This is a genomic window from Nonomuraea sp. IBHARD001 (genome assembly GCF_056106265.1).
The window spans coordinates 6,486,362-6,511,311 of sequence record NZ_JBWBBW010000002.1 but is presented as its reverse complement, the minus strand read 5'-3'; the positions used below and the strand labels follow the sequence as shown (position 1 = coordinate 6,511,311).

Here is a 24,950-nt window from a genome sequence, read left to right as displayed (position 1 = left end):
TCATGCACAATCAACAAATCATTGTCAATCATATGTTGAAAGGGTGGGGCGGGTGATCGTACCCTTGGCCGAGGCAGTCCCCGGCACGTGCGGGGGCAAGGCCGGTGCGCTCGGCGCGATGCTGCGTGCGGGGCTGCCGGTGCCGTGCGGCTTCGTGCTGCCGTTCGACGCCTGCCGTGACGCCGACCTGGGCCCGCTCGAACAGACGCTCGGGGAGCTCGGTGATGCCTATGTGGCGGTGCGGTCGTCGGCGGCGGGGGAGGACACCGCCCAGGCGTCGGCGGCCGGTCAGCACGAGAGCTTCCTGGCCGTGCGCGGCACGCGGAACGTCGCCGAGGCCGTACACGCCTGCTGGGCGTCGCTGTCGTCGCCGCGCGCCGCCTCCTACCGGGAGGCGTTCGGCGGTGAGGCGGCCATGGCCGTACTCGTGCAACGCCATCTGGACGCCGAGGTGTCAGGCGTGATGTTCACCCCGGAGGCGCCCGGCCGGGCGACCCGGATCGAGGCGTCGTGGGGGCTCGGGCCGAGCGTCGTCGGGGGCACGGTCACGCCCGACGCCTACCGGGTCGCGCCGGACGGCTCCCTCACGGCCGTCGTCGCCGACAAACGCACCCGCCTCGACCGCCGGGGCACCCGCCTGACCATGAGCGAGGTCCCCCAGGCCGACCGGGGCCGCGCCACCCTCGACCCGCCCACCGCCGTACGGCTGGCCGCCCTGGGCGCGAGGGTCGCCGCCCTGCACGGCGGCCCCCAGGACATCGAGTGGGCCATCGCGGACACCCGCCTCTGGCTCCTCCAGGCCCGACCGATCACAGCCGCCCTGCCACCGGATGACCGGAATCGACCGGCTGAAATCGGTCACCTCCTCACCGGCACCCCCGGCAGCCGCGGCCGGGTCACCGGTGTCGCCCGGATCGTCCGCGGCCCCGCCGACTTCGCCCGGGTACGACCGGGTGACATCCTCGTCTGCCCGTTCACCGACCCCGCCTGGACCCCGTTGCTGCGCATCGCGGCGGGCGTCGTCACCGAGACCGGAGGCGTGCTCTCGCATGCGGCGATCGTCGCCCGCGAGCACGCCATCCCCGCCGTGCTCGGCGTCGAGAACGCGACGGACCGGATCGACGACGGTGCCCCGATCACGGTCGACGGCGACGCCGGAACCATCACCGACGACAGGAAGGAGCAGGGGACACCACGCCCCTGACACCCGATCCCATGGCCACACGACATCTCTACCTGGCGCGCCACGGCTCGGCCGACGCGTTCGGACAGCTCACCGACATCGGACGCGAGCAGGCGGCCCTGCTGGGCGAACGCCTGGCCACGACGCCCGCCGAGGTGGTGTGGCACTCGCCGTTGCCCCGCGCCAAGGCGAGCGCGGAGGCGGCGGCGGCGCACCTGCGCGACGTGCCGGTCACCGAGGCCGCCGAACTCCTCGACCACGTGCCCTACGTCCCGGCCCCGGCCGAGACGCCGCCCTCGTGGCGAGGCTTCTTCGACGGCTACGACGAGGCCGAGGCGGCACAGGGCGAACGACTCGCCCGTGCGCTGCTCGCCAGGTTCGCCCGGACGCCGGACAGGTCGGACCCGGACACGCACGAGGTCCTCATCACCCACGCCTACCCGATCGCCTGGCTGGTACGGCATGCCATGGACGCGCCCCCGGTGCGCTGGCTCGGCCTCGACAGCGCCAACACCGCGCTGACCGTCGTGGAGTACCGCACCGGCCTGCCGCCCACGCTCGTCATGTTCAACGACATGAGCCACCTGCCACCGGCCCTGCGCTGGACCGGCTTCCCCCGCAACACCCGGCCGTAGGGCCCGCTCAGCCCTTGCGGCCGCCGCCGTGCGAGAAGATCAGGTTGACCAGCACGACGCCCGCCCACACCAGCAGCAGCCCTCCGGTCGAGGCGCCGGAGGCGAGGACCGCGATGGAGGCGATCGTGCCCAGCGAGAGGGACACGATCGCCAGGGCCAGGCGCATGCCCTCCGAGCCCTGCTCGCGCTGGGCGGGCTTGCGCCCGGAGGAGCCTCGGGTGGCGAGCCGGTCGTCGACGCGCCGGTCGACCTCCTGGCCGAGCTTGTCGATGAACGACTCGACGATGGCGTCCTCGTACTCTGGGCCGAGGTCGCGTCTGGCCGCCATGGCGGCGCGGAAGTCCTCGCCGGGGTTTCCCGTCATGAGATCTATATAGCCGATTTATCGGCCCGGCGGGTGCCCTGTCACCGGGCGAGAATATCGTCCAGGTCGTAGGCGATCGGCCGCTCGAGTTGCTCGTAGGTGCACGACTGCGGAGTGCGATCGGTCCGCCAGCGCCTGAAGTGCGCGGTATGCCGGAAGCGCTGGCCCTCCATCTGGTCGTAGGCCACCTCCACCACCAGCTCGGGCCGCAACGGGATGAACGACAGGTCCTTCTTGGCGTTCCACCGCGACACGTTCCCCGGCATCCGCGAGCCGTCGGCCGGCTGCTGCGCCCACGCGCCCCACGGATGCTCGGCCATGTCCACGAGGTACGGCTTGAGCTCGTCGACCAGCTCGGCCCGGCGTGCCATCGGGAAGGAGGCGGCCACCCCGACATGGTGCAGCCTGCCCTCGGGCCCGTAGAGGCCGAGCAGCAGCGACCCGACGACCGGCCCGCTCTTGTGCTCGCGGTACCCGCACACGACGACATCGGCCGTGCGGTCGTGCTTGACCTTGAACATCACCCGCTTGTCCGGCTCGTACGGCAGGTCGCCGGGTTTGACGATGATGCCGTCGAGCCCGGCCCCCTCGAACATCTCGAACCACTCGGCGGCCCGCTCGTCGTTCTGGGTGATCGGCGTGAGCCTGATCGAACGCCCGGCCGCATCGAAGATCGACTCCAGTGTGGCCCTGCGCTCGGCGAAGGGCCGCTCCATCAGCGAGTCGTCGCCCAGGGCGAGCAGGTCGAAGGCGATGAAGGAGGCGGGCGTCTGCTCGGCCAGCAGCTTCACGCGTGAGGCGGCCGGGTGGATGCGCTGCTGCAACGCCTCGAAGTCGAGCCCCTGGCCGTCGCGCAGCACGATCTCGCCGTCGACCACACAGCGCTCGGGCAGCTCGGCCTTGACCGCCTCGACGAGTTCGGGGAAGTAGCGGGTGAAGGGCCGCTCGTTCCTGCTGCCCAGGTACACCTCGTCGCCGTCGCGGAAGACGATGCAGCGGAAGCCGTCCCACTTGGGCTCGTAGAACATCCGGCCGTTCTGGGGTGGCATGCCCTTGACCGCCTTGGCCAGCATCGGCGCCACCGGCGGCATGACGGGCAGGTCGATCGGGATCGGGCTCTCGTCCATCGTCACTCCTCGCGGGTGGTGCTGATGTAGCGATTGAACAGGAAGCCGTCCTCTTCGAGCACGTGCGCGAGGCGCATGTCGACGCGGCCGGCGTCGCCGTTCAGGATGCGGGAGGCGCCGCCGCCGATGAGCAGCGGGCCGACGGTCAGGCACAGCTCGTCGAGCGCACCGGAGGTGGCCAGTTGCCCGTTGACACGCGGGCCGCCCTCGCACAGCACCCGGCCGAGCCCGCGTTCGCGCAGGGCGGCGATCGCGACGGCCAGGTCGACGCGGTCGTCGCCCGCGATGATCACATCGGCCAGCTTGGCGGCCTCGCGCCTGCGGTCGGCGGGCGCGGCGGCACACGTGATCACGATCGTGCGCTGGGCCGCGTCGACGAACAGCGCCGAGCCGAGGTCGAGGTCGAGCCTGCGGGTGACCACGGCGATCGGCGGCGCGTCCGGCCTGCCCTCGCGCAGCGGCCGCCACGACTCACGCGGCCTGGCCGGGCCGTAGCCCTCCGTGCGCACGGTGGCGGCCCCGGCCATCACGACGTCGGCCAGCCCGCGCAGCACACCGAACACGCGGCGGTCGCCCTTGCTGGACAGCCCGCCCGACAGGCCCTTGAGCCATGCGCCTCCGTCGGCGCTCGCCACCATGTTGACCCGCGTCCACGCACGGCCTTCGGGATAGGCGTATGCCTGCGCGAGGTCGACGTCGTCCTGCGGGTCCGGATGTATGCGGCGCACCCCCCTACCTTGGCACACCCCGATTTCGGCCTCGGTCCTGAGGGTGATTTCGCCAGTCGGATACCGCTTTGGTGCATCAACAGGACGGGCGTGGCGTCTTGTGCATAGCGTGGCGGCAGAGGGTGGGGACATCAGGGAGGGGCCCAGTGGGTCTGATCACGGTCGTGACGTGGTTGATCACCGCGACGGTCGGCGTGTATCTCCTCCACGTCTGGCTGTCGGGCGGTGGGCTGCGTCAGCAGAAGACGAAGGTGACCAGGTTCCCGCTGGCGTTGATCTTCTCGCACCCGACGCTGGCGGTGACCGCGCTGGGCTGCTGGGTCGGCTTCCTGCTGACCTCCTCGCGCACGCTCGCGTGGGTGTCGTTCGGGGTGCTGGCCGCGGCGGCCCTGCTCGGCTTCACCATGTTCACCAGGTGGCTGGGCGGCGGCAGGCACGCCAAGGGCGCCGAGCAGAGCTTCCCGACCCTGGCCGTGCTGCTGCACGGCCTGGCCGGGGTGACGACCTTCGTCCTGGTGCTGCTGACGGCCACGGTGGCCGCCAGACAGCTCTAGCCGTACGGGCAGGACGGGGTGGGTCAGGTGGTCGAGCCGAGGCCGTCGGCGCCGACCTTGACCGCGCTCTCGTCCAGCGCCGACTCGCTGATCGGCGCCACCCGCCCGTAGAGGTCGAGGACCGGTGTGGCCTCCTTGTACCAGGACTCGATCACCGCGTTGCCCCAGAAGTCGCGGCGCCTGTCGTCGTGGACGTCCCAGCGCAGCGTCTCGTGGTCGGGGTCGCCGGTGTAGTAGTCGGAGGTGTAGACCTCGACCCGGTGCCCGTCGGGGTCGCGCAGGTAGAGGTAGAAGGCGTTGGAGACGCCGTGCCTGCCGGGACCCCGCTCGATGTGGCTCTCGGCGTGCACGGAGGCGAACAGGTCGGCGGTGTGCAGCACGTGGTGCGACTCGTGCGTGGCCATGCCCAGGTGGTGCAGGCGCGGCCCGGCCCCGCCGGTGAAGGCGACGTCGTGCACGGTCTGCTTGCGATACATCCAGGCCGCGTACATCTTGACCTCGTCCTCGATCGTCTCCGAACAGCCGAAGCCGAGGCCCTCGTAGTGGTTGTAGGCGGCCTCGATGTCGGGCGTGACGATATTGAAGTGGTCGAGCCTGGAGATCTTCGCACCCTTGTGCAGGTCGTAGCGCTGGATCAGCCGCTCGCCCCTGTCGATCTCGTGGAAGAACTCGATGGGGAAGCCCAGCGGGTCCACCGTGCGCACCGCGTAGCCGACGCCCGGCGTGCCCGCGCCCTTGGCGATGCGGCGGGTCGGCCGGTCGAGCGCGGCGAAGTAGGCCTCGGCGCGGTCGACGTCCTCGGGTGTGCGCACCCGGTAGGCCAGGTGGCCGAGCGCGGCGACCTCGCCCTGGCGCAGCACCAGCGAGTGGTGGGTGAGCTCGTCGTAGCCGCGCAGGCAGAGCAGGCCCGGCTCCTCGTACTGGACGTGCATGCCCAGCATGTCGCACCAGAACCACTTGGCCTTGGCCAGATCGGTCACGACGAGCTCGGCGTAGGCGGAGCGGATCACGTCCGGAGCCTTGACCGGAGGGTGTCTCAGAACCATCAGGACGCCTTTCCGAAACGGGGCACGTGCACCTCGCCCAACGTCACGTGCACGATACGGGACTCTGTGTAGAAGTCGATGCTGTGCCGTCCGCCTTCCCGGCCGAGCCCACTCGCCTTCACCCCGCCGAACGGCGTGCGCAGGTCACGGACGTTGTGCGAGTTGATCCACACCATGCCCGCCTCGATCGTCGAGGCCAGCGTGTGCGCCCGGCGCAGGTCACTGGTCCAGACATAGGCGGCCAGGCCGTACTTGGTGGCGTTGGCCAGTTCGACGGCCTCCTCCTCGGTGTCGAACGGCGTGACGCACAGGACGGGGCCGAAGATCTCCTCCTGGAAGATGCGCATGTCAGGCGTGACGTCGGCGAACACGGTGGCCTGCAGGAACGGCCCGTCGGCCTGGCCCCCTGCCACCAGCCGCGCGCCTTCGGCCTGGCCGATGCGCACGTAGTCCATCACCCGGGCGTGGTGCTCGGGGTGGATCAGCGCGCCCAGTTCGGTCGCCGGGTCGGCCGGGTCGCCGAGCCGTACGGCCGAGGCCCGGACGGCCAGGCGGGCGACGACCTCGTCGTAGACCTCGCGCTGGACGATCAGCCGCGAACCGGCCGTGCAGCGCTCGCCGTTCAGGCTGAAGATCTGGAAGACGGCCGAGTCGATGGCCGACTCCAGGTCGGCGTCGGCGAACAGCACGCAGGGGCTCTTGCCGCCGAGCTCCATGGACAGGCCCTTGAGATGGGCGCTGGCCTCGCGGGCGATGATCTGGCCGGTCGAGCTCTCGCCGGTGAAGGAGATGAGCGGCACGCCGGGATGGGCGACGAGGGCCGCGCCCGCCTCCTCGCCGATGCCGTGCACGATGTTGAGCACGCCCTGCGGCAGCCCGGCCTCCCGCATGATCTCGGGCAGCAGGCTGGCCGACAGCGGCGACCACTCGGCGGGCTTGAGCACGATCGTGCAGCCGGAGGCCAGGGCGGGGGCCAGCTTCCAGGTCTCCAGCATGAACGGCGTGTTCCACGGCGTGATCAGCCCGGCGACCCCGGCCGGCTTGCGCACGACATAGTTGAGCTGCTGGTCGCCGACCCGGTAGGCCTCCTCGTTGAGCGTCACGATGACGTCGGCGAAGAAGCGGAAGTTCTCGGCCGCGCGGTGCGCCTGGCCCTTGGCCTGGGTGATCGGCAGGCCGGTGTCGTAGGTCTCCAGCTCGGCCAGCTCACCCGCCCTGGCCTCGATGGCGTCGGCGATGCCGACCATGATGCCAGCGCGCTCGCGGTTGGTCAGTCTGGCCCAGGGGCCGTGGAAGGCGCGGCGGGCGGCGGCCACCGCCCTGTCGATGTCGGCGGCCTGTCCGGCCGCGGCTTTGGCGTATACCTCGCCGGTGGCGGGGGCCAGGACGTCGAAGGTCTCGCCACCGGCGCTGTGCTCGTGCGCGCCGTCGATCCAGTGCGTGATCGTTTTCAAGGACTGCGGTCCCGGCTCCATCAGTGTGCCATCGCGGCGCGGACGAGGTGGGTGTCGGTGTACTGCTCGAAGCCGACCACGCGTTCCTCGCGCAGCCGCCAGCGGTGGACGAACGTGACGCGCATGGAGCGGCCCGTCGCCTTGTAGGTGCCCGAGTACTCGCCGAAGGCCACGACGGTCTCCTCCTGCACGACGAGTTCGAGGGGATCGGCGCGGTAGTCGTCCCATTCGGCGGCGATGCGCAGGAACACGTTGTCCTTGACCGAGTCGGGACCGACATACGTGCCCGCGTACGGGAAGCCGGCCATCTCCGTCCACTCGATCCCGGGGTCGAACGGCGCGACCATGCCGTCGAGGTCGCCCCGCGCCGAAGCGGCGTAATGCGCCTCGATGATCTCCCGTGGTGTGGGCACCTCAGGCTCCTTCGCTCAGGTTGACGAACACGCCCTTGGTCTCGGTGTAGGCGTCGAGGGCGTAGCGGCCCATCTCCCTGCCGAGCCCGCTGGCCTTGAAACCACCCCACGGCGCGGCGGGGTCGGGCACGTGCAGCATGTTGACGAAGATCGCCCCGGCCTTGATCTCGGCGGCCAGGCGGTGGGCGGTGCCCAGGTCGCGGGTCCAGACGGAGGCGGCCAGGCCGTACCTGCTGTCGTTGGCCCGTGCGGTGAGCTCGCCGGGGTCGTCGTAGGTGAGCACGGGGATGACCGGGCCGAAGATCTCGTCGCGGGCGATCGACATGTCGTCGGTGACCCCGGCGAAGACGGTCGGGCGGTAGAAGTAGCCTTCGGCCAGGTCGTCGCCCGCCCGGTCGCCGCCGGTCACCAGCGTGGCGCCGTCGTCGAGGCCCGAGCGCACGAAGGCGTCGACCCGGCTCAGGTGCTCCTCGCTGACCAGCGGGCCCATCTCGGTCGTGGGCTCCATGCCGGGCCCGAGCCGCATCGCGGCGGCGGCGGCCGAGACCTTGGTGACGAACTCGTCGGCCCGCGCCGCGTCGACGTAGAAGCGCGAGTAGGCGGCGCACACCTGGCCGGAGTTGAACAACGCACCCTGTACGGCGCCGCCGACGGCCGCGTCGATGTCGGCGTCCCTCGCGATGATCATCGGCGTCTTGCCGCCGAGTTCGAGCGTGACCCTGCGCAGGTCGCCCGCCGAGTTGCGCAGGATCTCCTGGCCCACCTCGGTCGAGCCGGTGAAGGAGACCTTGTCGACGTCGGGGTGCTGGGCCAGCCGGGAGCCGACCTCGGCGCCGCCGGTCACCAGGTTCACCACGCCGGGCGGGAAGCCCGCCTCGATCGCCAGCCCGGCCAGCCGCACGGTGGTCAGCGGCGTCTGCTCGGCCGGCTTGATCACCACGGTGTTGCCGCAGGCCAGGGCCGGGGCCAGCTTCCACGCGGCGATCATCAGCGGGAAGTTCCACGGCGTGATGATCGCGCACACGCCGATCGGCTCACGCCTGGTGTAGTGGAAGACGCGGGGGTCGCCGAGCGGGGCGGTGCTGCCCTCGATCTTGGTGACCCAACCGGCGAAGTAGCGGAAGTGCTCGGCTGTGCCCGGCACCGTGACATTCCTGGCCACGCCGTACGGCTGGCCGTTGTCGAGTGTCTCCAGTGCGGCCAGTTCGTCGCCGTTGGCCTCGATGAGGTCGGCCAGGCGCCACAGCAGCCTGGCCCGCGCGGGGGCGGGCATCGCGGCCCACTCGGCCGACTCGAACGCCTGCCTGGCGGCGTGTACCGCGTCGTCCACATCGGCGGCCGTGGCGCTCGCCACCCTGGCGATCGGCCGGCCGGTGGCCGGGTTCACGGTGGCGAAGGCTCCCGCGTCCGATGCCGGCCGCCAGGAGCCGCCGATGAGCAGCTGGTCGGCGGAATCCTTCGCGATGAGTGATGGAACGGACATAGGTGGTCGCCTCTCGTCATGAGCTACGACGAGTCTCGGACCTGGCTCCTGACGGCGCTTGTCGGACACCGCACAGTCTTTGTCGGAGGATGAACGAGTTCATTACGACCTATACGGATTCACATACGTTTTACCGCTTGCGTGTTAGTTTGCTCACGCACCCCCACTGCTCACCGTGCGCAGGTCCCTCTGCAGGAGGCGCTGATGTCGACGCTGGTCAGGACCTCGGATGTGACCCCACCCGAGAGAGCCGACTTCTGGCGGTCCGCGGTGGCCGACTCGTTCGTGCCGCTGGACTTCACCTTCCCCGACCCCATGTCGTTCGGCGCCCAGCTGTCGTGTCAGTCGCTCGGCTCGGTCATGATCAGCACCGTCAGCGCCGGTCCGCACCGGGCCGACCGCACGCCACGGCTCATCGCACGCTCGGACGCCGCGATGTTCAAGCTGAGCATGCCGCTGCAGGGATACGTGCTGATCTCCCAGGACGGCAGGGAGGCGCCGCTGCTGCCCGGCGACATCGCGCTCTACGACACCACCAGGCCCTACACGGTCTCGGTCGACACCGGGTGCAAGATGCTCGTGCTGATGTTCCCCCAGCGCAGCATGCGCCTGCCGGGCCAGCAACTGGCCGAGGTGACCGCCCGGCGCATCTCCGGCAGGCACGGCCTCGGCAGCCTGCTCGCCCCCTTGTTGATGAACCTCGCCGGAGCCGTGGACGAGATCGGCGGGCCGTACTCCACCCGGCTCGCCGACAGTGTCGTCGACCTGGTCGCGCTCATGTACGCCGAGCGGCTCGGCGACCCGGCGCGCACCACGGCGTCGATGGAGACGCTCATGGTGCGCATCAAGGGCTTCATCGAGCAGCACCTCAACGAGCCCGACCTCGGCCCCGACTCCATCGCCGCCGCCGTGCACGTCTCGACCGGCTACCTGCACAAGCTGTTCCGCGCCGAAGGCACCACGGTCGGCCGCTTCATCAAGGAGCGCCGCCTCGAACACATCAGGCGCGACCTGGCCGACCCCGAGCAGCGCGCGACCGCCATCAACACGATCGGCTCGCACTGGGGCCTGGTGGACGCCGCACACCTCAGCCGCCTGTTCAAGGCGGCCTACGGCGTCTCACCCCGCGAGTACCGCCTGACCAGGGACGTCGACGGGCACCTGGAGATGGAGCTGACTAGCCAGCCGAATTCATCTCACTGAGGATGTCGTGCCTGGTCAGTCGCTCTCCTTCGAGCGTGGCCCGCAGCCGTCCCCGGCGGAAGACCAGCACGCGGTCGCACAGTGAGGCCAGCTCGTCCAGATCGGTCGAGCACATCAGCACCACCGCGTCCTCGCCCGCGCCCCTGATCAGCGCGTGCATCTCGCGCTTGGCCCCCACGTCCACGCCCCTGGTCGGGTCGTCGAGCAGGATCACCGACGGCTCGGCGTCGAGCCACTTGCCCAGCACCACCTTCTGCTGGTTGCCGCCCGACAGCAGTCCGGCGGGCTGCTCGACGCCGGAGATCCGCACGCCGAGCTCGGCCGCCCTGGCCTTGGCCCGCTCGCGCATCGTGCCCCGCCGCAGCAGGGCGCCGTCACGGCCGAGCGCCACCGAGCGCACCTGGGTGATGTTCTCCCAGACGGGGTTGTCCAGCATGAGGCCCAGCCGCTTGCGGTCGCCCGTCACCACCGCGACGCCCGAACGCACCGCGTCGCGCAGGTCACGCGGCTCCCTGCCGGTGCCGGGCAGGCTCAGCAGGCCCGAACTCGGCCGCCGTACCCCCGCCACCGCCTCCAGCACCGCACGCTGACCGGCGCCCGCCACCCCGGCCAGGCCCACGATCTCGCCGCGCTCGGCGGTGAACGTCACCTCCTCCACCGCGCCCTTCACCGTCACGCCGTCGAGCCGCAGACCCGCACGTCCCGGCGAGCGGGGCCGCGCGGGCCGCCTGGGCACGGGCTCCGCCGACGAGGAGCGCCCGTCGCCGAGCATGGCGTGCACGACGGTGTCCAGCGTGAGCGAGCTCATGCTCTGCCCGCTCAGCACCGTGCGCCCGTCACGCAGCACGGTCACCACATCGGCCAGGCGCATGACCTCCTCAAGGATGTGCGAGACGAAGATGACCGCCACGTCCCTGGCCCGCAACACCGACAGCACGTGCAGCAGCCGCTCGGCGCCCGCGTCGTCGAGCGCCGACGTCGGCTCGTCCAGGATCAGCACGCGCGGCCTGGCCAGCAGCGCCTTGGCGATCTCCACGACCTGCCTGTCGGCCAGCGACAGCTCCCCGACCAGGCTGCGCGGGGAGGCGGCGAAGCCGAGCTCGTCGAGGATCGGCACCGCCTCGGCCAGCATCGCGCCCCGCCGTACGAACGGCCCGGCCCGCAGCTCCCTGCGCATGAACAGATTGGCCACCACGTCGAGCTCGGGGAACAGGTTGAGCTCCTGGGAGACCACCGCGACGCCGTGCTGTACGGCGTCGGCGGTGTCCCGCCAGGTCACAGGGGAGCCGTCGAGCAGGAGGCGGCCCGAGTCAGGCCGCACGGCGCCGCAGAGGATCTTGATGAGCGTCGACTTGCCCGCCCCGTTCTCACCGAGCAGGGCGTGCACACTGCCGCCCGTCGCGCTGATCCTCCCCTCGTCGACCGCAGCGACGCCGCCGTAGCTCTTACGGATGTCCACCGCCTCCAGCGTCGTCATGTCAGTCGGCCTCCGTCACCGGCTTGATGTTGGCCTTGGCATCGGCGAACTGCTGGTCGGTGACCTTCTTGAAGTACGCGGCCCGGCTCGGCGCGTCCTTCTGCCTGGTGATGATCTCCTCCACATTGGCCTTGGTGACGACCAGCGTGCCGGGGTTCCACCAGCCGGCGGGCAGCGGCGTGTTCTTGCGCTTGGACTCGATCAGCAGCCGCATGGCCACATAGCCCTTCAGCCAGTGCTCGGGCGAGGACAGGGCGAACAGATAGCCGTCCTTGACCGCCTGGATGGCCGCCGGGTCCAGGTCGGCCGAGCCGGCCAGGAACTTGCGCCCGAGCTGCTTCTGGATCAGCGGCAGCGAGGCGCCGTCCTGCCCGCCGACGCCGATGAAGGCGACCGCGTCCGGGTGCGACTTGACGATGTTGAGCCAGGCGTTGAAGTTGTCGGTCGGCTCGGACTTGGAGTCGAAGGGGCCGGATATCTTCATCCCGGGCCGCTTCTCCTTGATCACCGCGATCAGTCCGGCCAGACGCTGCTCCAGCAGGCCGAGCCCGGGGATGTCGTTGCCCAGCACGACCTCGCCCGTGGAGTCGGCAGGCACCTGCTTGACGAACTCCTCGCCCAGCGCCCTGCCGAGTTCGGTGTTGCTGTTGCCGACGTACAGGCCGACCTTGGTGCCCGCGGGGGCGACCGTGTCGACGGCGGCCAGCGGGATGCCCGCGTCGCTCGCGGTGTTGAGCGGCCTGACGAACAGGTCGGGGGCGAGCGTCTCGTAGGCGATGCCGTCGGGGGAGCTGCGGGTGGCCGCCTGGAACATCGACACCTGCTGGGGGCCGTTGATCCCGGTCGGCGCCGACTGCACCAGATCGATGCCGCCGTCCTCCTCGGCGGCGTGCTTGGCGCCGAGTGCCATCTCCTGGAAGGGGTTCTGCGTGGTGGAGGCGTAGATGAAGGCCATCTTCAGCCGCTTGGCCGCCCCCGGCTCGGCCGCCGTGGTGCCCGAGGAGCAGGCAGCGAGCGACAGGGCCAGGAACACGGCGCCCGCCCGGGCGAGATGGGGCATTCGGGGTCTGGACATTCGGGCTTTCTCCTTGTCCTTCAGAGCCGGAGCTTCAGAGCTCCGGGCGCGCCCGCCGGCGCAGAATGCTGTCGAAAGCCACGGCCATCAGGATCACAGCGCCGGTCGCGAAGGCGCTCCAGTTGGCCGGGATGTTGAAATAGGTCAACCCGCTGGTGACCACCCCGATGAGCACCGCGCCGAGCACCGCGCCCACGATCGTGGCGCTTCCACCCCGCAGCGGCGTACCACCGATCACGGCCGCGGCGATCGCCTGCAGCTCGAAACCGGTGCCGATATTGGGATCGCCGGAGGTGAAGAAGCCGAGCCCGGCCATGGCCGCGACCCCGGCGAGCAACCCCACGACGACGAGAACCTGGGTCCGCACCCTGGCGACCGAGATGCCGGAGAAGGCGGCGGCCTCGGGATTGGACCCGATGGCCCGCACCCGGTACCCGAACGGCGTCAGCCGCAGCACCACGGTGAAGGCGATCACCGCGGCCAGCAGCACGAAGACGCTCACCGGCACACCGAGCAGCCTGCCGCCCATGACGGTGAAGAAGGAGCTCTCCAGCGGCAGCCCGACCACCTGCTGCCCGTCGCTGAGCGCCAGGCAAAGACCGCGATAGACCGACAGCGTCGCCAGCGTCACCACGATCGTCGGAATGCGCACCCAGCGCACGACGGCCGCGTTGACGAAGCCGAGCACACCGCCGAGCAGCACACCGGCGGCGGCGGCCACCCACGGCGACACCCCCGAGCGCATCAGCAACCCGGCCACGATCAGGCACAGCCCGAACATCGAGCCGACCGAGAGATCGATCTCCCGCATCGAGATGAGAAAGGCCATGCCCACGGCCAGCAGTCCCACGTACACCGACGACTGCAGGATGTCGAGCAGTTGCCCGACGCTCAGGAAGTCGGGCCGCAGCACACTGATGACGACGATGAGCAGCACGGTCGCGGCCAGCACACTGGTCGACTCCGCCCTGCCGCCGAGCGCCAGCAGCCGCCGCCCGGAGCCGTCGCGCCGCGCGGTATCCGGCTGCTCCTTGATGGCCCGATCGGTGCTCACCCTGAACACCACCTCTCGTGAGTGCCTAGCTGTGGCCGACTCGCCCGCATTTCCAACAGGGTGAAGGACCGTGCGCGGGCGAACTTGACCCTCAGTGCTCAGGACTTGTCGGTCAGATGCCGATGCCCTCGCCGCCGCGCACGCTCGTCGCGGGCTGCAATACGGTCGCGAACGAATCGTGGAAGGAGTGGTGGATGACTGGACGTTTCGCGGACAAGGTGGCGATCGTCACCGGCGCGGGCACCGGCATCGGCGCGGCCGTGTGCCGCAGGGTCGTGGCCGAAGGCGGACAGGTGGTGCTCACGGGGCGCCGGGTGGAGCCACTCAAGGAGGTGGCCGCCGAGCTCGGCGAGTCGGCCCTCGTGGTCAGTGGCGACTCCGCGCTCGCGGGTGACGCCGAGCGTGTGGTGAACGCGGCGGTGGCCGCGTTCGGCGGGGTCGACGTGCTCGTCGCCAACGCGGGCGCGCACCGGCCGGGCACACTCACCGAGACCGACGACGACAGCTGGCGCTTCAGTACGCACGCCAACCTCGACAGCGCCTTCGTCAGCGCCAGGGCCGCCATGCCCGCGCTCATCGAAAGAGGCGGCAACGTCGTCCTCGTCTCCTCGCTCGCCGGTCTGTTCGCCGGACCCGGCGTGGCCGGATATGTCACCACCAAGCACGCGCTGATCGGCCTGTCGCGCTCGATCGCCAGGGACTACGGCGTCAAGGGCGTGCGCAGCAACGTCGTCTGCCCCGGCTGGGTGCGCACCACCATGGCCGACGAGCAGATGGACGTGCTGGGCGCCAAGTACGGCATCGACAGGGAAGCGGCCTACGCCCTGGTGACCAAGGACACCCCGCTCGGCAGGCCCGCCGACGCCGACGAGGTCGCTGCGGCCATCGCCTTCCTCGCCTCCGGCGAAGCGGCGGCCATCACCGGCACGCAGCTCGTCATCGACTCGGGCGCGAGCTGCGTGGACCTGCCGACCCTGGCGTTCGTCGAGGGCGAGCGGCCGACGACGCTGACCGACTGGAAGGTGATCGACCCGTGAGCACCGAACACTCGACCCAGATCGAGGACCGCCTCATGACAGTGACGGACTGGAAGGTGATCGACTCGTGACCGCGACCGACTGGAAGGCGATGGACGACTTCGCCGCCGGCATCGACGGCAACCGGATGCCGACGAGCGCCGCGCTGGCCGGACGCGTCCTCGAACTGTCGCTCGACGGAGGCGGCGAGGTCCGCCTGGCCTTCGACAGCGAGGACGCCGTGCGCAGCAGGCGTGGCGAGCAGGAGATCGAGGGCCGCTACGACGCCGTCGAGGTGCGCCAGGGGCTGTTCTACCTGTCGACGACCTACCCCGGCCTGCCGTACCGCTCCGACGCCTATGTCGTCGACGTCACCAGCGGCAGGGCGATGGAGATCGGCTCGACGATCGCGGACGAGCCGGTCGAGGGCGCGCCGAGGGTCGGCCAGACCTTCACCGCGGCCACGCTCAGCGGCGGCGCGACGGGCGAGGTGCCGGGCGAGAGCCGTGACCTGGTCGGCTGGCGCGCGCTCTACCGCTACAGCCCCGACCACCTGTACGAGCACGTCTACCTCAGCAGCGAGCGCTACGCCTGGCAGTGCCTGGTCGGCGCCCAGCGCGGGCACGGCGACGTGGACCTGACCACCACCTGGCGCTTCGCCGAGGACCTGTACGTCTTCACGTTCAGGGAGTTCAAGATCCCGGTCGCGGCCACCTGGCTGTACGACCTCGCGGCGATGCGCAGCACCGGCTCGTTCTTCGGGCTCGGCGCGGCGGGCACACCGCGATGGGCCCCCGGTGGGGCGTTCATCACCTCGCTGGGCCGGGCGCAGTACCCGGACGAGCAGCCGGTCTGAGGGGGAGTGGGGTGGGGGCGTTGCGGGCCGATGTCATCATCGTGGGCGCGGGCTCGGCCGGATGCGTCGTGGCCGGAAGGGCCGCCGCCGCCGGGCTGAGCGTGCTGCTGCTCGAAGCGGGCGGCGAAGGCGGCGTGCCGCAGATCCGCCAGGCGGGACGCATGCACGAGTTGTGGGACAGCGAGTACGACTGGGCCTACCGCACCGCCCCGCAGGAGCACGCACACGGCAGGCGCCTGCACCTGCCCCGAGGACGTGTGGTCGGCGGGTCGCACGCGCTCAACGCGATGATCTGGGTACGCGGCAACCCGGCCGACTACGACACCTGGGCCTATCTCGGCAATCCGGGCTGGTCGTGGGCCGACGTCGAGCCCGTCTTCCGATCGGTCGAGCGCGAGATCGGCCTGCTGGCCGGGTACGAGCCCGACGGCATCCACCAGGCCGTCGTCGAGGCGGCCGGTCAGCTCGGCATCCCGCACAACCCGGACTACAACGGCGCAGTCCAGGACGGCGTCTCCTACACCCAGCTCACCATGCGCGACGGCGAACGGCTGACCACGGCCGACGCCTTCCTGACACCGGTGCGCGGCGAACCGGGCATACGCATCGTCACCGGGGCCCACGCCCACCGCCTGATCTTCCAGGGCGAGCGGTGCGTGGGCGTGCGGTGGAGCGACGCCGACGGCGAGCACACCGCCAGGGCCGAGATCGAGGTCGTGCTCAGCGCGGGCGCGATCGGCACGCCGCTGCTGCTGCAGCGCTCGGGCGTGGGCGACCCCGACAGGCTGCGCAGGCTCGGCGTCGACGCGGTGGTCGCCGACCTGCCCGGCGTCGGGCGCAACCTGCAGGACCACTGGCTGGTGCCGGTCGTGATGACCAGCGAGCATCCCGTGCCGCCCCCGGTCTCGCTGCCGCCCACCCAGAGCCACATGTTCTGGCGCAGCAGGCCCGGCCTCGCCGTACCCGATCTGCAGCCCATCCACTTCGGGGTGCCGCTGTACGCCGACTGGATGCACGGGCCGCCCAACGGCTTCTCGCTGATGGCCGGGCTGGTACGGCCGGCCAGCAGGGGATTCGTCGAGATCACCGGGCCCGAGCCCGAGGATCCGCCGCACATCGACCCCCGTGTGCTGGCCGCCTCCTCCGACGTGGACGCGCTGGCCGCCGCCGTGCAGCTGTGCAGGGACGTCGCCGCACAGCCCGCGCTGCGGGAGGGCTACGGGGCCAGGGAGATCTACCCGGCCTCCCTCGCCAAGTCCGACGACCTGCTCAAGGGCTACATCAGGGAGACCGTGATCACCTACCACCACCAGTCGGGAACGTGCCCGATGGGCGGCGGCCTCGACGCGGTCGTGGACGAGCGGCTGAACGTACGCGGGCTGAGCGGCCTGAGCATCGCCGACGCCTCGGTCATGCCGACGATCCCCACGGGCAACACCAACGCGCCCGTCATCATGATCGCCGAACGCGCCGCCGGGTTCCTGGTGGCACGGGCGGGCCTGCACGCCTGACCCGCTACGGTCGCGGGATGACGACCGTGCGCTCGCTGCTGCTGTTCGCCCTGGCCGCCCTCACCGAGATCGGCGGGGCCTGGCTGGTCTGGCAGGGCGTGCGCGAGCACCGCGGCGTCCTGTGGATCGGCGCCGGGGTGCTCGCACTCGGCCTGTACGGCTTCGTGGCGACGCTGCAGCCGGATGCGAACTTCGGCCGCGTCCTGGCCGCGTACGGCGGTGTGTTCGTCGCGGGCTCGCTGCTGTGGGGGATGCTCGCCGACGGGTTCAGGCCCGATCGGTGGGACGTCGTGGGCGCGCTGGTCTGCCTGGTGGGCGTGGCCGTCATCATGTACGCGCCGAGGGGCTGAACGCGCCTCACGTCCTGGGCAGGCGCAGCACCTGGGTGGAGTGCGAGGTCACCGCGACCTCGTGGGCGGCGGGCCGCTCCTCGCGCGGCGCCTCCTCCGCCGTGTCCAGCACGCTTCGCCAGTGCTCGCCGTACTCGCCGCCGGGCAGGGTGAAGGTCATGTCCTCGTTGTGGGCGTTGATCAGCAGCAGGAACGAGTCGTCCACCACGCGTTCGCCCCTCGGGCCGAGCTCGGTGATCGCCTCGCCGTTGAGGTAGACGGCCAGCGACTTGGCATAGCCGATCTGCCAGTCCGACGCCGACATCTCCACCCCCGAAGGCGTCAGCCACACCAGGTCGCGCCTGCCGTCGCCCGGCGTGCGGCCGTGGAAGAACATACGCCGCCTGAACACCGGATGCGCCGCGCGCAGCCGCGCCAGCGCCCTGACGAACGCCAGCAGGTCGGCCTCGGCGTGCCGCATCGACCAGTCCACCCACGCCACCTCGTTGTCCTGGCAGTAGGCGTTGTTGTTGCCCCGCTGGGTACGGCCGATCTCGTCGCCGTGCGAGAGCATGGGCACGCCCTGCGACAGCATCAGTGTGGTCAGCATGTTGCGCCGCTGGCGGCGGCGCAGCCCCACGATCGCCGGGTCCTCGACCGGGCCCTCGGCGCCGCAGTTCCACGAGCGGTTGTCGTCGGTGCCGTCGCGGTTGTCCTCGCCGTTGGCCTCGTTGTGCTTGTGCTCGTAGGAGACCAGGTCGGTCAGTGTGAAGCCGTCGTGGCAGGTGACGAAGTTGATCGAGGCGATCGGCCGGCGACCGCCCGCCGCGTAGAGGTCCTGCGAGCCGGTCAGCCTGGAGGCGAACTCCGGCAGCGCCGAAGGCGCCCCACGCCAGAAGTCACGCACCGCGTCGCGGTACCTGCCGTTCCACTCCGTCCACAGGGCGGGGAAGTTGCCCACCTGGTAGCCGCCGGGCCCGACGTCCCACGGCTCGGCGATCAGCTTGACCCTGGAGACCACCGGGTCCTGCTGGATCAGGTCGAAGAAGGCCGAGAGCCGGTCCACGTCGTGCAGCTCACGGGCCAGCGCCGAGGCCAGGTCGAACCTGAACCCGTCGACGCGCATCTCCAGCACCCAGTAGCGCAACGAGTCCATGATGAGCTGCAGCGCGTGCGGCGAACGCACATTGAGGGAGTTGCCGCATCCCGTGTAGTCGAGGTAGTAGCGCCTGTCGCCGTCGTGCAGCCGGTAGTAGGCGGCGTTGTCGATCCCCCTGAACCCCATCGTGGGTCCCATGTGGTCGCCCTCGGCCGTGTGGTTGTAGACCACGTCCAGGATGACCTCGATGCCCGCCTCGTGCAGCGCGCGCACCATGGCCTTGAACTCCCGCACCTGCTCGCCCCGCGTGCCCGACGCCGAGTAGGCCGCATGCGGCGCCAGATACGCCATCGAGTTGTAGCCCCAGTAGTTGGTCAGCCCCCTGGCCACCAGGAAGTGCTCCGGCATGTGGTGATGCACCGGCATCAGCTCGACCGCCGTCACCCCCAGCGACAGCAGGTGCTCCACCACCGCCGGATGCGCGATCCCCGCATAGGTCCCCCGCAACCCCTCGGGAACCGCCGGATGCCGCATCGTCAGCCCCCGCACGTGCGCCTCGTAGATCACCGTCCGGTGGTACGGCGTGCCGGGCGCGCGGTCGTCCCCCCAGTCGAACGCCGGGTCCACCACCACGCTCTTGGGTACGAAGGGCCCGCTGTCCAGGGTGTTGAGCTGACCCGGATCGGTGAAGTGGTAGGAGAAGAGCGACTCGTCCCAGCGCAGGTCGCCGTCGATCGCCTTGGCGTAGGGGTCGAGCATGAGCTTGGCCGGATTGCAGCGCGGCCCGCGCGAAGGGTCGTACGGGCCGTGGACGCGGAAGCCGTAGCGCTGGCCGGGGCGAACGCCCGGCAGGTAGCCGTGCCAGACGAAGCCGTCGGCCTCGGGCAGGTCGACGCGCTCCTGCTTGCCCTCGTCGTCGTACAGGCACAGCTCGACGCGCTCGGCGACCTCGGAGAACACGGCGAACCGTGTGCCGGAGCCGTCCCAGGTGGCGCCGAGTGGATAGGGCTCGCCCGGCCAGACTTCTCGCATGCGGCCCCATTGTCGTGCATGCACGGCCCCGTCGCCAGGCGGCGAGGCCGTGCGCGCAGGTCGCGTCGCCGTACTAGTCGAGCAGCTCGGCGTTGAGCGTGATCGTCGTGCCGGTGAGCGCCTTGCTGACCGGGCAGTTGGCCTTGGCGGTCTCCGCCGCGGCCTGGAACTGCTCGGCGGTCAGGCCGGGCACCTGCGCCTGCACACTGAGCACGATGCCCGTGATGCCCTCACCCGGCTGGAAGGTGACGTCGGCCCTGGTCTCGACGGTCTGCGGCGGCGTGCCCGCCTGGGCCAGGCCGTGCGAGAGCGCCATCGAGAAGCAGGAGGAGTGCGCGGCGGCGATGAGCTCCTCGGGGGAGGTCTTGCCGTTCGCCTCCTCGGCCCGCGACGGCCAGGAGACGTCGAAAGCGCCCACGCCCGAGGAGTTCAGCGCAACCGTGCCGGATCCGTCGAGCAGAGCGCCCTTCCACTGAGTCGTGGCGGTGCGAGTCGTCGCCATGGCGATATCCCTTCATTCGTATGTGGTCCCACTGGCGAACATATCGTGCCTGGGACCGCCTGACCTTCCGTGCTCGGATGGATCGGCTGTGTAATCAAAGGCGATCGGCCGGACTTCAACAGTCGGAGGCAGCGGAAGGGCGACCGTGGTGGAGGCCGAGGATGACGAGCACAAGCTGTTCACCGAGCTGTACCACCGTGACTACCCGGTGATCCTCCGATACGCCGCGCGGCGGCTCGACCTGGAGACGGCCAGGGACATCGCGGCCAGGACCTTCACCGACGCGTTCCGGCGCCTGGCCGAGCTCCCCCGCGAGGAGCGCGCCCAGCGCCTGTGGCTGCTCCGCATGGCCCGGGGCCAGGTCAGCAACGAATGGCGCGGCCAGCGCCGCCGCCAGGCCCTCGGCGAACGCCTCCGCACCTGGCGGCCCACCCCCGACGCCCCCGCCGTGGACGGCGCCGTCACCGCCAGGCTGGCCTTCGAGCAGGCGATGTCCAGACTCTCCGAGACCTACCGCGAGGCGCTCCAGCTCGTCTACTGGGACGGCCTCGACGTCCAGGAGGCCGCCCAGGTGACCGGCTGCCGCGCGGGCACCATGGCCACCCGCCTGTGCCGCGCTCGGGCGCAGCTGAAGGACCACCTGCGGGTGCACGGCTTCGAGGGGGAGGGGTCGTGGTGAGCGGGTGGGCGGGTGTCGCTCTTCGTGGGTTCGGGTTCGGGGGTGGGCGTGATGGTGAGTGAGGATCCGCTCGACGGCGTGGTGCGGCGGGTCATGGCCGCGTACGACCCCGCGCCTCGTGATGTGCGGCCTGACCGGGTGCTCCTGGCGGAGATCCTGGCCGGCCGCACGTCCGGCGGCCCGGACCCCCGGACCCGCCCCAGCCCACGGGGGCGCAGGGGCGGGCCGGGGCACGGCCGCACACACGGGGTGTACGGCCGGGCGCGACGGCCCGTGTGGTGGCGCCCGGTCGCGGCAGGCGTCGCGGTGGCCGCCGCCGTGACCCTCGTCTCCGTCGTCCGCGACACCCCCACCCACCCCTCCCTGCCACCCGGCCTGTCCGCCGGACCGGCGCCCGGCGACATGGCCCCCATGTCATCCGACGTCCACTACCCGGGCACCCCAAGGCTCACCCTGTGCGCCACCCTCCCCGACGACGCCTCCTCGCTCCCTGAGGCCCCTCCCGCCTCCGTGGGCGTCACCGGCGCCTCGTCCACACGTCCGGTCCTGCCCCCGGCCTCCCGTACGGGGGCCTCGTCCGTGCGGGAGGACTCGCCGCCCATGCGTACGGGCGCGTCCTCCACGCGCAGGGGGTTCACGCGGACGGGGCCCCGGCCCGCGGACGCCGAGTCCTCCGGGCCCCAGGCGGGAGCGGGGCTGCGGCGGCTCGCCGAGCTTGCCGACGGGAGCGGGGAGGCGCCGCGTGAGGCGCGCTACAACCACGTCAAGGTCGCCGAACTGCGCCTGGAGACCACGGCGGGCCCTGCGGGCACCCGATCGGCCGTCGTGGGGCGGCTGGCCGACCTGTGGACGCCGCTGTCGGGCGAGGGGAGCACCAGGCGGGTGGAGTACGGCCTGCTGTTCACACCGGGCCGGATCGCGCGTGGCCCGATGACGGCGCAGGAGCGCATGCCGTACTCACCCAAGGGGCTGACCTCGGCGCTGCTGTCGATGCGGGACAGGAGCCTGGTCGTCCAGCTGCTCGGCGCGTACGAGGCCGAGGGGTGGCCCGAGACGTATCGGCTGATCCGGGCGGTCGTGGAGCTGCATCGCAACGAGGTGGTCGGCGGGAGGCTGCGCGGGGCGCTGTGGCGGGTGCTGGCCGAGCGTGGTGAGGTGCGGACGCTCGGCCAGGTCACCGACAGGGCCGGACGGAAGGGATGGGCGTTCGGCTACGACCTGAGGCTCGGCTCCGGTTCGGCGGACAGATGGGTGCTCGTGGCCGCCGAACGGGACGGCGCCCTGCTGTCGGCCGAGCGCGTCGTCGTCTCAGGCGGCGCCGCGCTGAACGTCCCCACGCCCTGTGTGGCCGACCTCTGGGCGTTCGTCAGCCGAGAATGGAGTCGGAACAACTAGCCTTTGTGCGCTCCAGCTTGATTTCTCGCCAGTTCGTGTACATCGGATGACGGTGTACCTTTCCGTATGGCGCCACGCAGCCTTTTCGGCCACCGGACAATTTCACATTCATCGCCTTCGAGCGGTTGTTGTAGGCGGCCGCGAATCCGTAGGGGATGGCGGCCCAGTCGCCGACCGTCGTGTATCTCAGCGTGATGCGCGCCCGGTCGCGCTCGGTCCAGAAACAGACCGTGCCGCTCTCGCACCGGCCCCAGTCGAACTGCTGGAACGAGCAGTCGGAGATCGCGATCTCGACGACCCTTCGCCCGTCGTCGTAGGACAGCACACCCGGCTCGACCTGCACTCCTCCCGGTTGTTCGGCGAGATGCTCGGCGACCGCCCCGGCCAGCCGCTCCTCGCACGTGCCGGTGGCGGGCGGCCCGGCCTGGCGCTGGGCGTGGGCGGCCTGGGCGGGAGTCGTCGCGGCCAGACAGATCGAAGCGGCGAGAAGAATGGACGATGTTTCCTTTTTCACCATTTCCTCCTGGAGGGGAATTCGATGGTTCAAGATAGCGGTAATCAATGCGCCCGGCCCGGAACTCTTATGGCGTATGGAGCAGAAATTCGCGTGCCGCCCGCCGTACCCTCTGGGTGTCATTCCGCAGCCGCGTGACGGGAGCAGGCACTGCGGGTCGCTCGAACCCGTGCTGCGCCGCCTCTGGGAGGCGCCCGCCGCTCCGCTCGTGGCCGCCGTCGACGAGCTCGCGTTCGCGGCGGCGCTCGCACCCGGGTACGGCGAGCGGCTGGCCGAGGGGCTGCGCACGCTGTGGGTGGGCGACCACACGCTCGGCTATGTGATCGACACACCCGCTGGCGGCACCGGCCGGGCGGTGGCCGTGACGGAGGGAGCCGCACTGCATCTGTTCGCCCATGCCCTGTGCGACCTCGACGGCCTCGCCTCCACTCCCGAATGGCGGGAGATCGCCCGTCTCTGCGCCTCTCCCGGGGCGGGTGGCAAGCACTGGTGGGCGGTGTCGTTCGCGGCCTCGATGGCGCCCGCCGGGCCGTGCGCGCTGGAGGCGATGCTCGGCGATCCGGGCGTCGCTGCCACCGTCAGGGCCTATCACCGCAGGATCGCCCGGTCCTACACAGGACGTCCGCGAGTGCAGTGACCTGTCCGAATTGCGATTCCGAGCCAGTTCCGCAATGCCGTCATCCAGCTCAACATTTCCGGCGAATAGTGACATGCTCGGGTCGAACGACAGGATCCCCGATCACGGGAGCGTGGTGCCAGTGGAGGCACCGGAGACGGTGGTCCACGATGATCGCCTGCTGCACCAGAGAGTGGTGGGCGGCGACGAGTCAGCCTTGGAGGAGATCTACGACAGGCTGTCCTCGCTGATCTTCGGGCTGTCCGTAAGGATCACCCGCGACAGGGTGATATCCGAAGACATCACGCAGGAGGTGTTCCTGGTCTTCTGGGAGAAGCCGCTCGCCTTCGACCCTGGCAGGGGCTCATTGCGCTCATGGCTGGCCACCATCGCCCACCGCCGGGCCGTCGACCACGTGCGCGCCGAGGAGCGCCGCCGCGTCAGCGCGCTCGGCCCCCGCCTCGTCGAGCCCGAGCCCGAACGGCTGGAGGACACCGTCATGGCCGCCGACGAGGTCCAGCGCGTGCGCTCGGCCGTCAAACGGCTGCCCGAGACGCTCAGGCGCGCACTCGAACTCGCCTACTTCGCCGGCAGGACCTATCGTCAGGTCGCCGTCGAACTCGGCGTGCCCGAGGGCACCGCGAAGTCGCGCATCAGGCTCGCCCTGCGACGACTGGCCCGCGAACTGGCCGAGGAGGAGGGGTGATGGACCCGATCGAGCGGATGTACCTCGACGCGCTCACGGAGGAGGCGGCCATGCCGGAGCGCTCGCTCAGGCCGCAACTCCTGGCGGGCGCCAGGGCTCGGCGCCGCCCCGCCGTACCGGCCGGCGCCTGGGTCGCGCCGTTCGCCGGGCGGGTCGCCGCCATGGACGCGTTGCTCGCCTCGGTCGAGGAGGAGGACTGGGGGCGGGTCGTCGTCGAAGGCTGGACGTTGCAGGAGCTTCTCGCCCATCTCGCTGCCAAGGACGGGCTCGTCGCCGCCGCTGTCGGTGCTCCCGTGCTCGGTCCGCCGTTGCGCGCCCGCGACGCCATGGGCCGTACCGCCGAGGTGCAGACGCACGAACGCGCACGCAGCCCCCAGCAGACCAGGCGCGACTGGCGTGCCCAGGCCGACGCCCTGTGCCGCCATCTGGCCTCTGCGGACCCCGACGCGCTGACCGAGTCGGCGGGCCACACCGCGCCCCTGCGCGACCACCTGCTCATCAGGATGCTGGAGACCTGGATCCACACCGACGACGCGGCCAGGACCACCGGCCTCACCCTGCCGCACCCCGTCGCCGCACACGTGCACCCCGCCGCCGACCTCTGCGCCCGCCTGCTGCCGTGGACGCTGCTCATGTCCGGCATCGACGGCACCGGCCACACCCTCCACCTCACCCTGACCGGCGAAGGCGGCGGCGACTGGCACGTTCCCCTCGGCGTCTCCGATCCCCCCTTCACCGGCCCCGCAGAGGTCCACATCACCACCCAGGTCGTCCCGTTCTGCTTCCTGCTCGGCGGCCGGGGCGACGACCCCGCCACCTTCCCCGCCACCCTGGAAGGCGACCACACCCTGGGCCACACCATCCTCACCACGGCCCCGGCACTGTCGGGGCCGTGAGGA

At 70.9% G+C, this 24,950-nt stretch carries 26 protein-coding genes; 13 read left to right on the top strand and 13 right to left on the bottom strand.

Features of this window, described 5'->3' with window-relative positions:
- Positions 1-52: 52 nt before the first annotated feature.
- Complete coding sequence (locus ACTWNK_RS31585) at positions 53-1,204, top strand: PEP/pyruvate-binding domain-containing protein (protein ID WP_474308557.1); 1,152 nt, start codon at positions 53-55, stop codon at positions 1,202-1,204.
- Between the two features lie 11 nt (positions 1,205-1,215).
- Complete coding sequence (locus ACTWNK_RS31580; RefSeq protein ID WP_474308555.1) at positions 1,216-1,818, top strand: histidine phosphatase family protein; 603 nt, start codon at positions 1,216-1,218, stop codon at positions 1,816-1,818.
- Positions 1,819-1,825: 7 nt separating this feature from the next.
- Here the strand turns inward: ACTWNK_RS31580 and ACTWNK_RS31575 are convergent, their stop codons facing one another.
- Genes ACTWNK_RS31575 through ACTWNK_RS31565 form a run of 3 tightly spaced genes read right to left on the bottom strand, consistent with a single transcriptional unit; the run spans position 1,826 to position 4,037 of the window.
- On the bottom strand, positions 1,826-2,182 hold the full coding sequence (locus ACTWNK_RS31575; protein ID WP_474308553.1) for a hypothetical protein: 357 nt from the start codon (positions 2,180-2,182) through the stop codon (positions 1,826-1,828).
- A gap of 41 nt (positions 2,183-2,223) precedes the next feature.
- Complete coding sequence (locus ACTWNK_RS31570) at positions 2,224-3,288, bottom strand: ATP-dependent DNA ligase (protein WP_474311030.1); 1,065 nt, start codon at positions 3,286-3,288, stop codon at positions 2,224-2,226.
- A 23-nt stretch (positions 3,289-3,311) separates the two neighbouring features.
- Positions 3,312-4,037, bottom strand: coding sequence for a pyrimidine reductase family protein (locus ACTWNK_RS31565; protein ID WP_474308551.1), 726 nt, complete (start codon positions 4,035-4,037; stop codon positions 3,312-3,314).
- A 146-nt stretch (positions 4,038-4,183) separates the two neighbouring features.
- Here ACTWNK_RS31565 and ACTWNK_RS31560 point away from each other — a divergent pair, with 146 nt between their 5' ends.
- Positions 4,184-4,591: a hypothetical protein gene (locus ACTWNK_RS31560; protein ID WP_474308549.1), complete on the top strand. Its 408-nt coding sequence runs from the start codon at positions 4,184-4,186 to the stop codon at positions 4,589-4,591.
- Between the two features lie 23 nt (positions 4,592-4,614).
- Here ACTWNK_RS31560 and hpaD read toward each other — a convergent pair whose 3' ends face one another.
- The 4 genes from hpaD to ACTWNK_RS31540 are packed head-to-tail and all read right to left on the bottom strand — an operon-like array spanning position 4,615 to position 8,987.
- Positions 4,615-5,637, bottom strand: coding sequence for a 3,4-dihydroxyphenylacetate 2,3-dioxygenase (gene hpaD, locus ACTWNK_RS31555; RefSeq protein ID WP_474308548.1), 1,023 nt, complete (start codon positions 5,635-5,637; stop codon positions 4,615-4,617).
- Positions 5,637-7,091 carry a 5-carboxymethyl-2-hydroxymuconate semialdehyde dehydrogenase gene (gene hpaE, locus ACTWNK_RS31550; protein ID WP_474308546.1) on the bottom strand — a complete coding sequence of 485 codons (1,455 nt, stop codon included), beginning with the start codon at positions 7,089-7,091 and terminating at the stop codon, positions 5,637-5,639. The genes hpaD and hpaE overlap by 1 nt, the downstream gene beginning before the upstream one ends.
- A gap of 20 nt (positions 7,092-7,111) precedes the next feature.
- Complete coding sequence (locus ACTWNK_RS31545; protein WP_474308544.1) at positions 7,112-7,504, bottom strand: nuclear transport factor 2 family protein; 393 nt, start codon at positions 7,502-7,504, stop codon at positions 7,112-7,114.
- A 1-nt stretch (position 7,505) separates the two neighbouring features.
- The gene (locus ACTWNK_RS31540; RefSeq protein WP_474308542.1) at positions 7,506-8,987 is read right to left on the bottom strand and encodes an aldehyde dehydrogenase family protein; all 1,482 of its coding nucleotides are present in this window, start codon (positions 8,985-8,987) and stop codon (positions 7,506-7,508) included.
- Positions 8,988-9,191: 204 nt separating this feature from the next.
- Here ACTWNK_RS31540 and ACTWNK_RS31535 point away from each other — a divergent pair, with 204 nt between their 5' ends.
- Positions 9,192-10,190 carry an AraC-like ligand-binding domain-containing protein gene (locus ACTWNK_RS31535; RefSeq protein WP_474308540.1) on the top strand — a complete coding sequence of 333 codons (999 nt, stop codon included), beginning with the start codon at positions 9,192-9,194 and terminating at the stop codon, positions 10,188-10,190.
- Here ACTWNK_RS31535 and ACTWNK_RS31530 read toward each other — a convergent pair.
- Genes ACTWNK_RS31530 through ACTWNK_RS31520 form a run of 3 tightly spaced genes read right to left on the bottom strand, consistent with a single transcriptional unit; the run spans position 10,165 to position 13,796 of the window.
- Positions 10,165-11,667, bottom strand: a complete 1,503-nt coding sequence (locus tag ACTWNK_RS31530; RefSeq protein ID WP_474308538.1) for a sugar ABC transporter ATP-binding protein — start codon at positions 11,665-11,667, stop codon at positions 10,165-10,167. The genes ACTWNK_RS31535 and ACTWNK_RS31530 overlap by 26 nt on opposite strands.
- Before the next feature lies 1 nt (position 11,668).
- Positions 11,669-12,742, bottom strand: coding sequence for a sugar ABC transporter substrate-binding protein (locus ACTWNK_RS31525; RefSeq protein WP_474308536.1), 1,074 nt, complete (start codon positions 12,740-12,742; stop codon positions 11,669-11,671).
- Positions 12,743-12,776: 34 nt separating this feature from the next.
- Entirely contained in the window at positions 12,777-13,796 is a 1,020-nt protein-coding gene (locus tag ACTWNK_RS31520) for an ABC transporter permease (protein WP_474308534.1), read from the bottom strand.
- A 194-nt stretch (positions 13,797-13,990) separates the two neighbouring features.
- Between ACTWNK_RS31520 and ACTWNK_RS31515 the strand changes: the two genes are divergently transcribed.
- From ACTWNK_RS31515 to ACTWNK_RS31500, 4 genes are all read left to right on the top strand, one after another.
- Complete coding sequence (locus ACTWNK_RS31515; protein WP_474308532.1) at positions 13,991-14,833, top strand: SDR family NAD(P)-dependent oxidoreductase; 843 nt, start codon at positions 13,991-13,993, stop codon at positions 14,831-14,833.
- A gap of 67 nt (positions 14,834-14,900) precedes the next feature.
- A complete protein-coding gene (locus ACTWNK_RS31510; protein ID WP_474308530.1) occupies positions 14,901-15,668 on the top strand; it encodes a MoaF C-terminal domain-containing protein in 768 nt (255 codons plus the stop codon).
- A gap of 20 nt (positions 15,669-15,688) precedes the next feature.
- A complete protein-coding gene (locus tag ACTWNK_RS31505) occupies positions 15,689-17,179 on the top strand; it encodes a GMC family oxidoreductase (RefSeq protein ID WP_474308528.1) in 1,491 nt (496 codons plus the stop codon).
- A gap of 17 nt (positions 17,180-17,196) precedes the next feature.
- Positions 17,197-17,529 carry a YnfA family protein gene (locus tag ACTWNK_RS31500; protein ID WP_474308526.1) on the top strand — a complete coding sequence of 111 codons (333 nt, stop codon included), beginning with the start codon at positions 17,197-17,199 and terminating at the stop codon, positions 17,527-17,529.
- A gap of 7 nt (positions 17,530-17,536) precedes the next feature.
- Here the strand turns inward: ACTWNK_RS31500 and glgX are convergent, their stop codons facing one another.
- Complete coding sequence (glgX, locus tag ACTWNK_RS31495; protein ID WP_474308524.1) at positions 17,537-19,639, bottom strand: glycogen debranching protein GlgX; 2,103 nt, start codon at positions 19,637-19,639, stop codon at positions 17,537-17,539.
- Positions 19,640-19,712: 73 nt separating this feature from the next.
- Positions 19,713-20,141: an OsmC family peroxiredoxin gene (locus ACTWNK_RS31490; RefSeq protein ID WP_474308522.1), complete on the bottom strand. Its 429-nt coding sequence runs from the start codon at positions 20,139-20,141 to the stop codon at positions 19,713-19,715.
- A 148-nt stretch (positions 20,142-20,289) separates the two neighbouring features.
- Between ACTWNK_RS31490 and ACTWNK_RS31485 the strand changes: the two genes are divergently transcribed.
- Positions 20,290-20,820 (top strand): RNA polymerase sigma factor, encoded by a 531-nt coding sequence (locus tag ACTWNK_RS31485; protein ID WP_474308520.1) that lies wholly within the window; start codon positions 20,290-20,292, stop codon positions 20,818-20,820.
- A 51-nt stretch (positions 20,821-20,871) separates the two neighbouring features.
- Positions 20,872-22,215: a hypothetical protein gene (locus ACTWNK_RS31480; protein ID WP_474308518.1), complete on the top strand. Its 1,344-nt coding sequence runs from the start codon at positions 20,872-20,874 to the stop codon at positions 22,213-22,215.
- Here the strand turns inward: ACTWNK_RS31480 and ACTWNK_RS31475 are convergent.
- Positions 22,187-22,762, bottom strand: a complete 576-nt coding sequence (locus tag ACTWNK_RS31475) for a hypothetical protein (protein ID WP_474308516.1) — start codon at positions 22,760-22,762, stop codon at positions 22,187-22,189. The two genes, ACTWNK_RS31480 and ACTWNK_RS31475, sit on opposite strands and share 29 nt — an antisense overlap.
- A gap of 43 nt (positions 22,763-22,805) precedes the next feature.
- On the opposite strand from ACTWNK_RS31475, the gene ACTWNK_RS31470 reads away from it, so the two are divergent.
- The 3 genes from ACTWNK_RS31470 to ACTWNK_RS31460 all read left to right on the top strand — a co-directional run bounded on the left by ACTWNK_RS31470 (position 22,806) and on the right by ACTWNK_RS31460 (position 24,947).
- Positions 22,806-23,366, top strand: coding sequence for a hypothetical protein (locus ACTWNK_RS31470; RefSeq protein ID WP_474308514.1), 561 nt, complete (start codon positions 22,806-22,808; stop codon positions 23,364-23,366).
- A 139-nt stretch (positions 23,367-23,505) separates the two neighbouring features.
- Positions 23,506-24,051: a sigma-70 family RNA polymerase sigma factor gene (locus ACTWNK_RS31465; protein WP_474308512.1), complete on the top strand. Its 546-nt coding sequence runs from the start codon at positions 23,506-23,508 to the stop codon at positions 24,049-24,051.
- Positions 24,051-24,947 carry a maleylpyruvate isomerase family mycothiol-dependent enzyme gene (locus tag ACTWNK_RS31460; RefSeq protein ID WP_474308510.1) on the top strand — a complete coding sequence of 299 codons (897 nt, stop codon included), beginning with the start codon at positions 24,051-24,053 and terminating at the stop codon, positions 24,945-24,947. Before ACTWNK_RS31465 ends, ACTWNK_RS31460 begins: the two co-directional genes overlap by 1 nt.
- The last annotated feature ends 3 nt before the right edge of the window (positions 24,948-24,950 follow it).

Bases quoted from the DNA above. Each gene is read 5' to 3' on its own strand.
- ACTWNK_RS31580 (WP_474308555.1), top strand. From the start codon at position 1,216: ATGGCCACACGACATCTCTACCTGGCGCGCCACGGCTCGGCCGACGCG.
- ACTWNK_RS31575 (WP_474308553.1), bottom strand. From the start codon at position 2,182: ATGACGGGAAACCCCGGCGAGGACTTCCGCGCCGCCATGGCGGCCAGA.
- hpaD (WP_474308548.1), bottom strand. From the start codon at position 5,637: ATGGTTCTGAGACACCCTCCGGTCAAGGCTCCGGACGTGATCCGCTCC.
- ACTWNK_RS31540 (WP_474308542.1), bottom strand. From the start codon at position 8,987: ATGTCCGTTCCATCACTCATCGCGAAGGATTCCGCCGACCAGCTGCTC.
- ACTWNK_RS31535 (WP_474308540.1), top strand. From the start codon at position 9,192: ATGTCGACGCTGGTCAGGACCTCGGATGTGACCCCACCCGAGAGAGCC.
- ACTWNK_RS31530 (WP_474308538.1), bottom strand. From the start codon at position 11,667: ATGACGACGCTGGAGGCGGTGGACATCCGTAAGAGCTACGGCGGCGTC.
- ACTWNK_RS31525 (WP_474308536.1), bottom strand. From the start codon at position 12,742: ATGTCCAGACCCCGAATGCCCCATCTCGCCCGGGCGGGCGCCGTGTTC.
- ACTWNK_RS31515 (WP_474308532.1), top strand. From the start codon at position 13,991: ATGACTGGACGTTTCGCGGACAAGGTGGCGATCGTCACCGGCGCGGGC.
- ACTWNK_RS31500 (WP_474308526.1), top strand. From the start codon at position 17,197: ATGACGACCGTGCGCTCGCTGCTGCTGTTCGCCCTGGCCGCCCTCACC.
- glgX (WP_474308524.1), bottom strand. From the start codon at position 19,639: ATGCGAGAAGTCTGGCCGGGCGAGCCCTATCCACTCGGCGCCACCTGG.
- ACTWNK_RS31490 (WP_474308522.1), bottom strand. From the start codon at position 20,141: ATGGCGACGACTCGCACCGCCACGACTCAGTGGAAGGGCGCTCTGCTC.
- ACTWNK_RS31480 (WP_474308518.1), top strand. From the start codon at position 20,872: ATGGTGAGTGAGGATCCGCTCGACGGCGTGGTGCGGCGGGTCATGGCC.
- ACTWNK_RS31470 (WP_474308514.1), top strand. From the start codon at position 22,806: ATGGAGCAGAAATTCGCGTGCCGCCCGCCGTACCCTCTGGGTGTCATT.
- ACTWNK_RS31460 (WP_474308510.1), top strand. From the start codon at position 24,051: ATGGACCCGATCGAGCGGATGTACCTCGACGCGCTCACGGAGGAGGCG.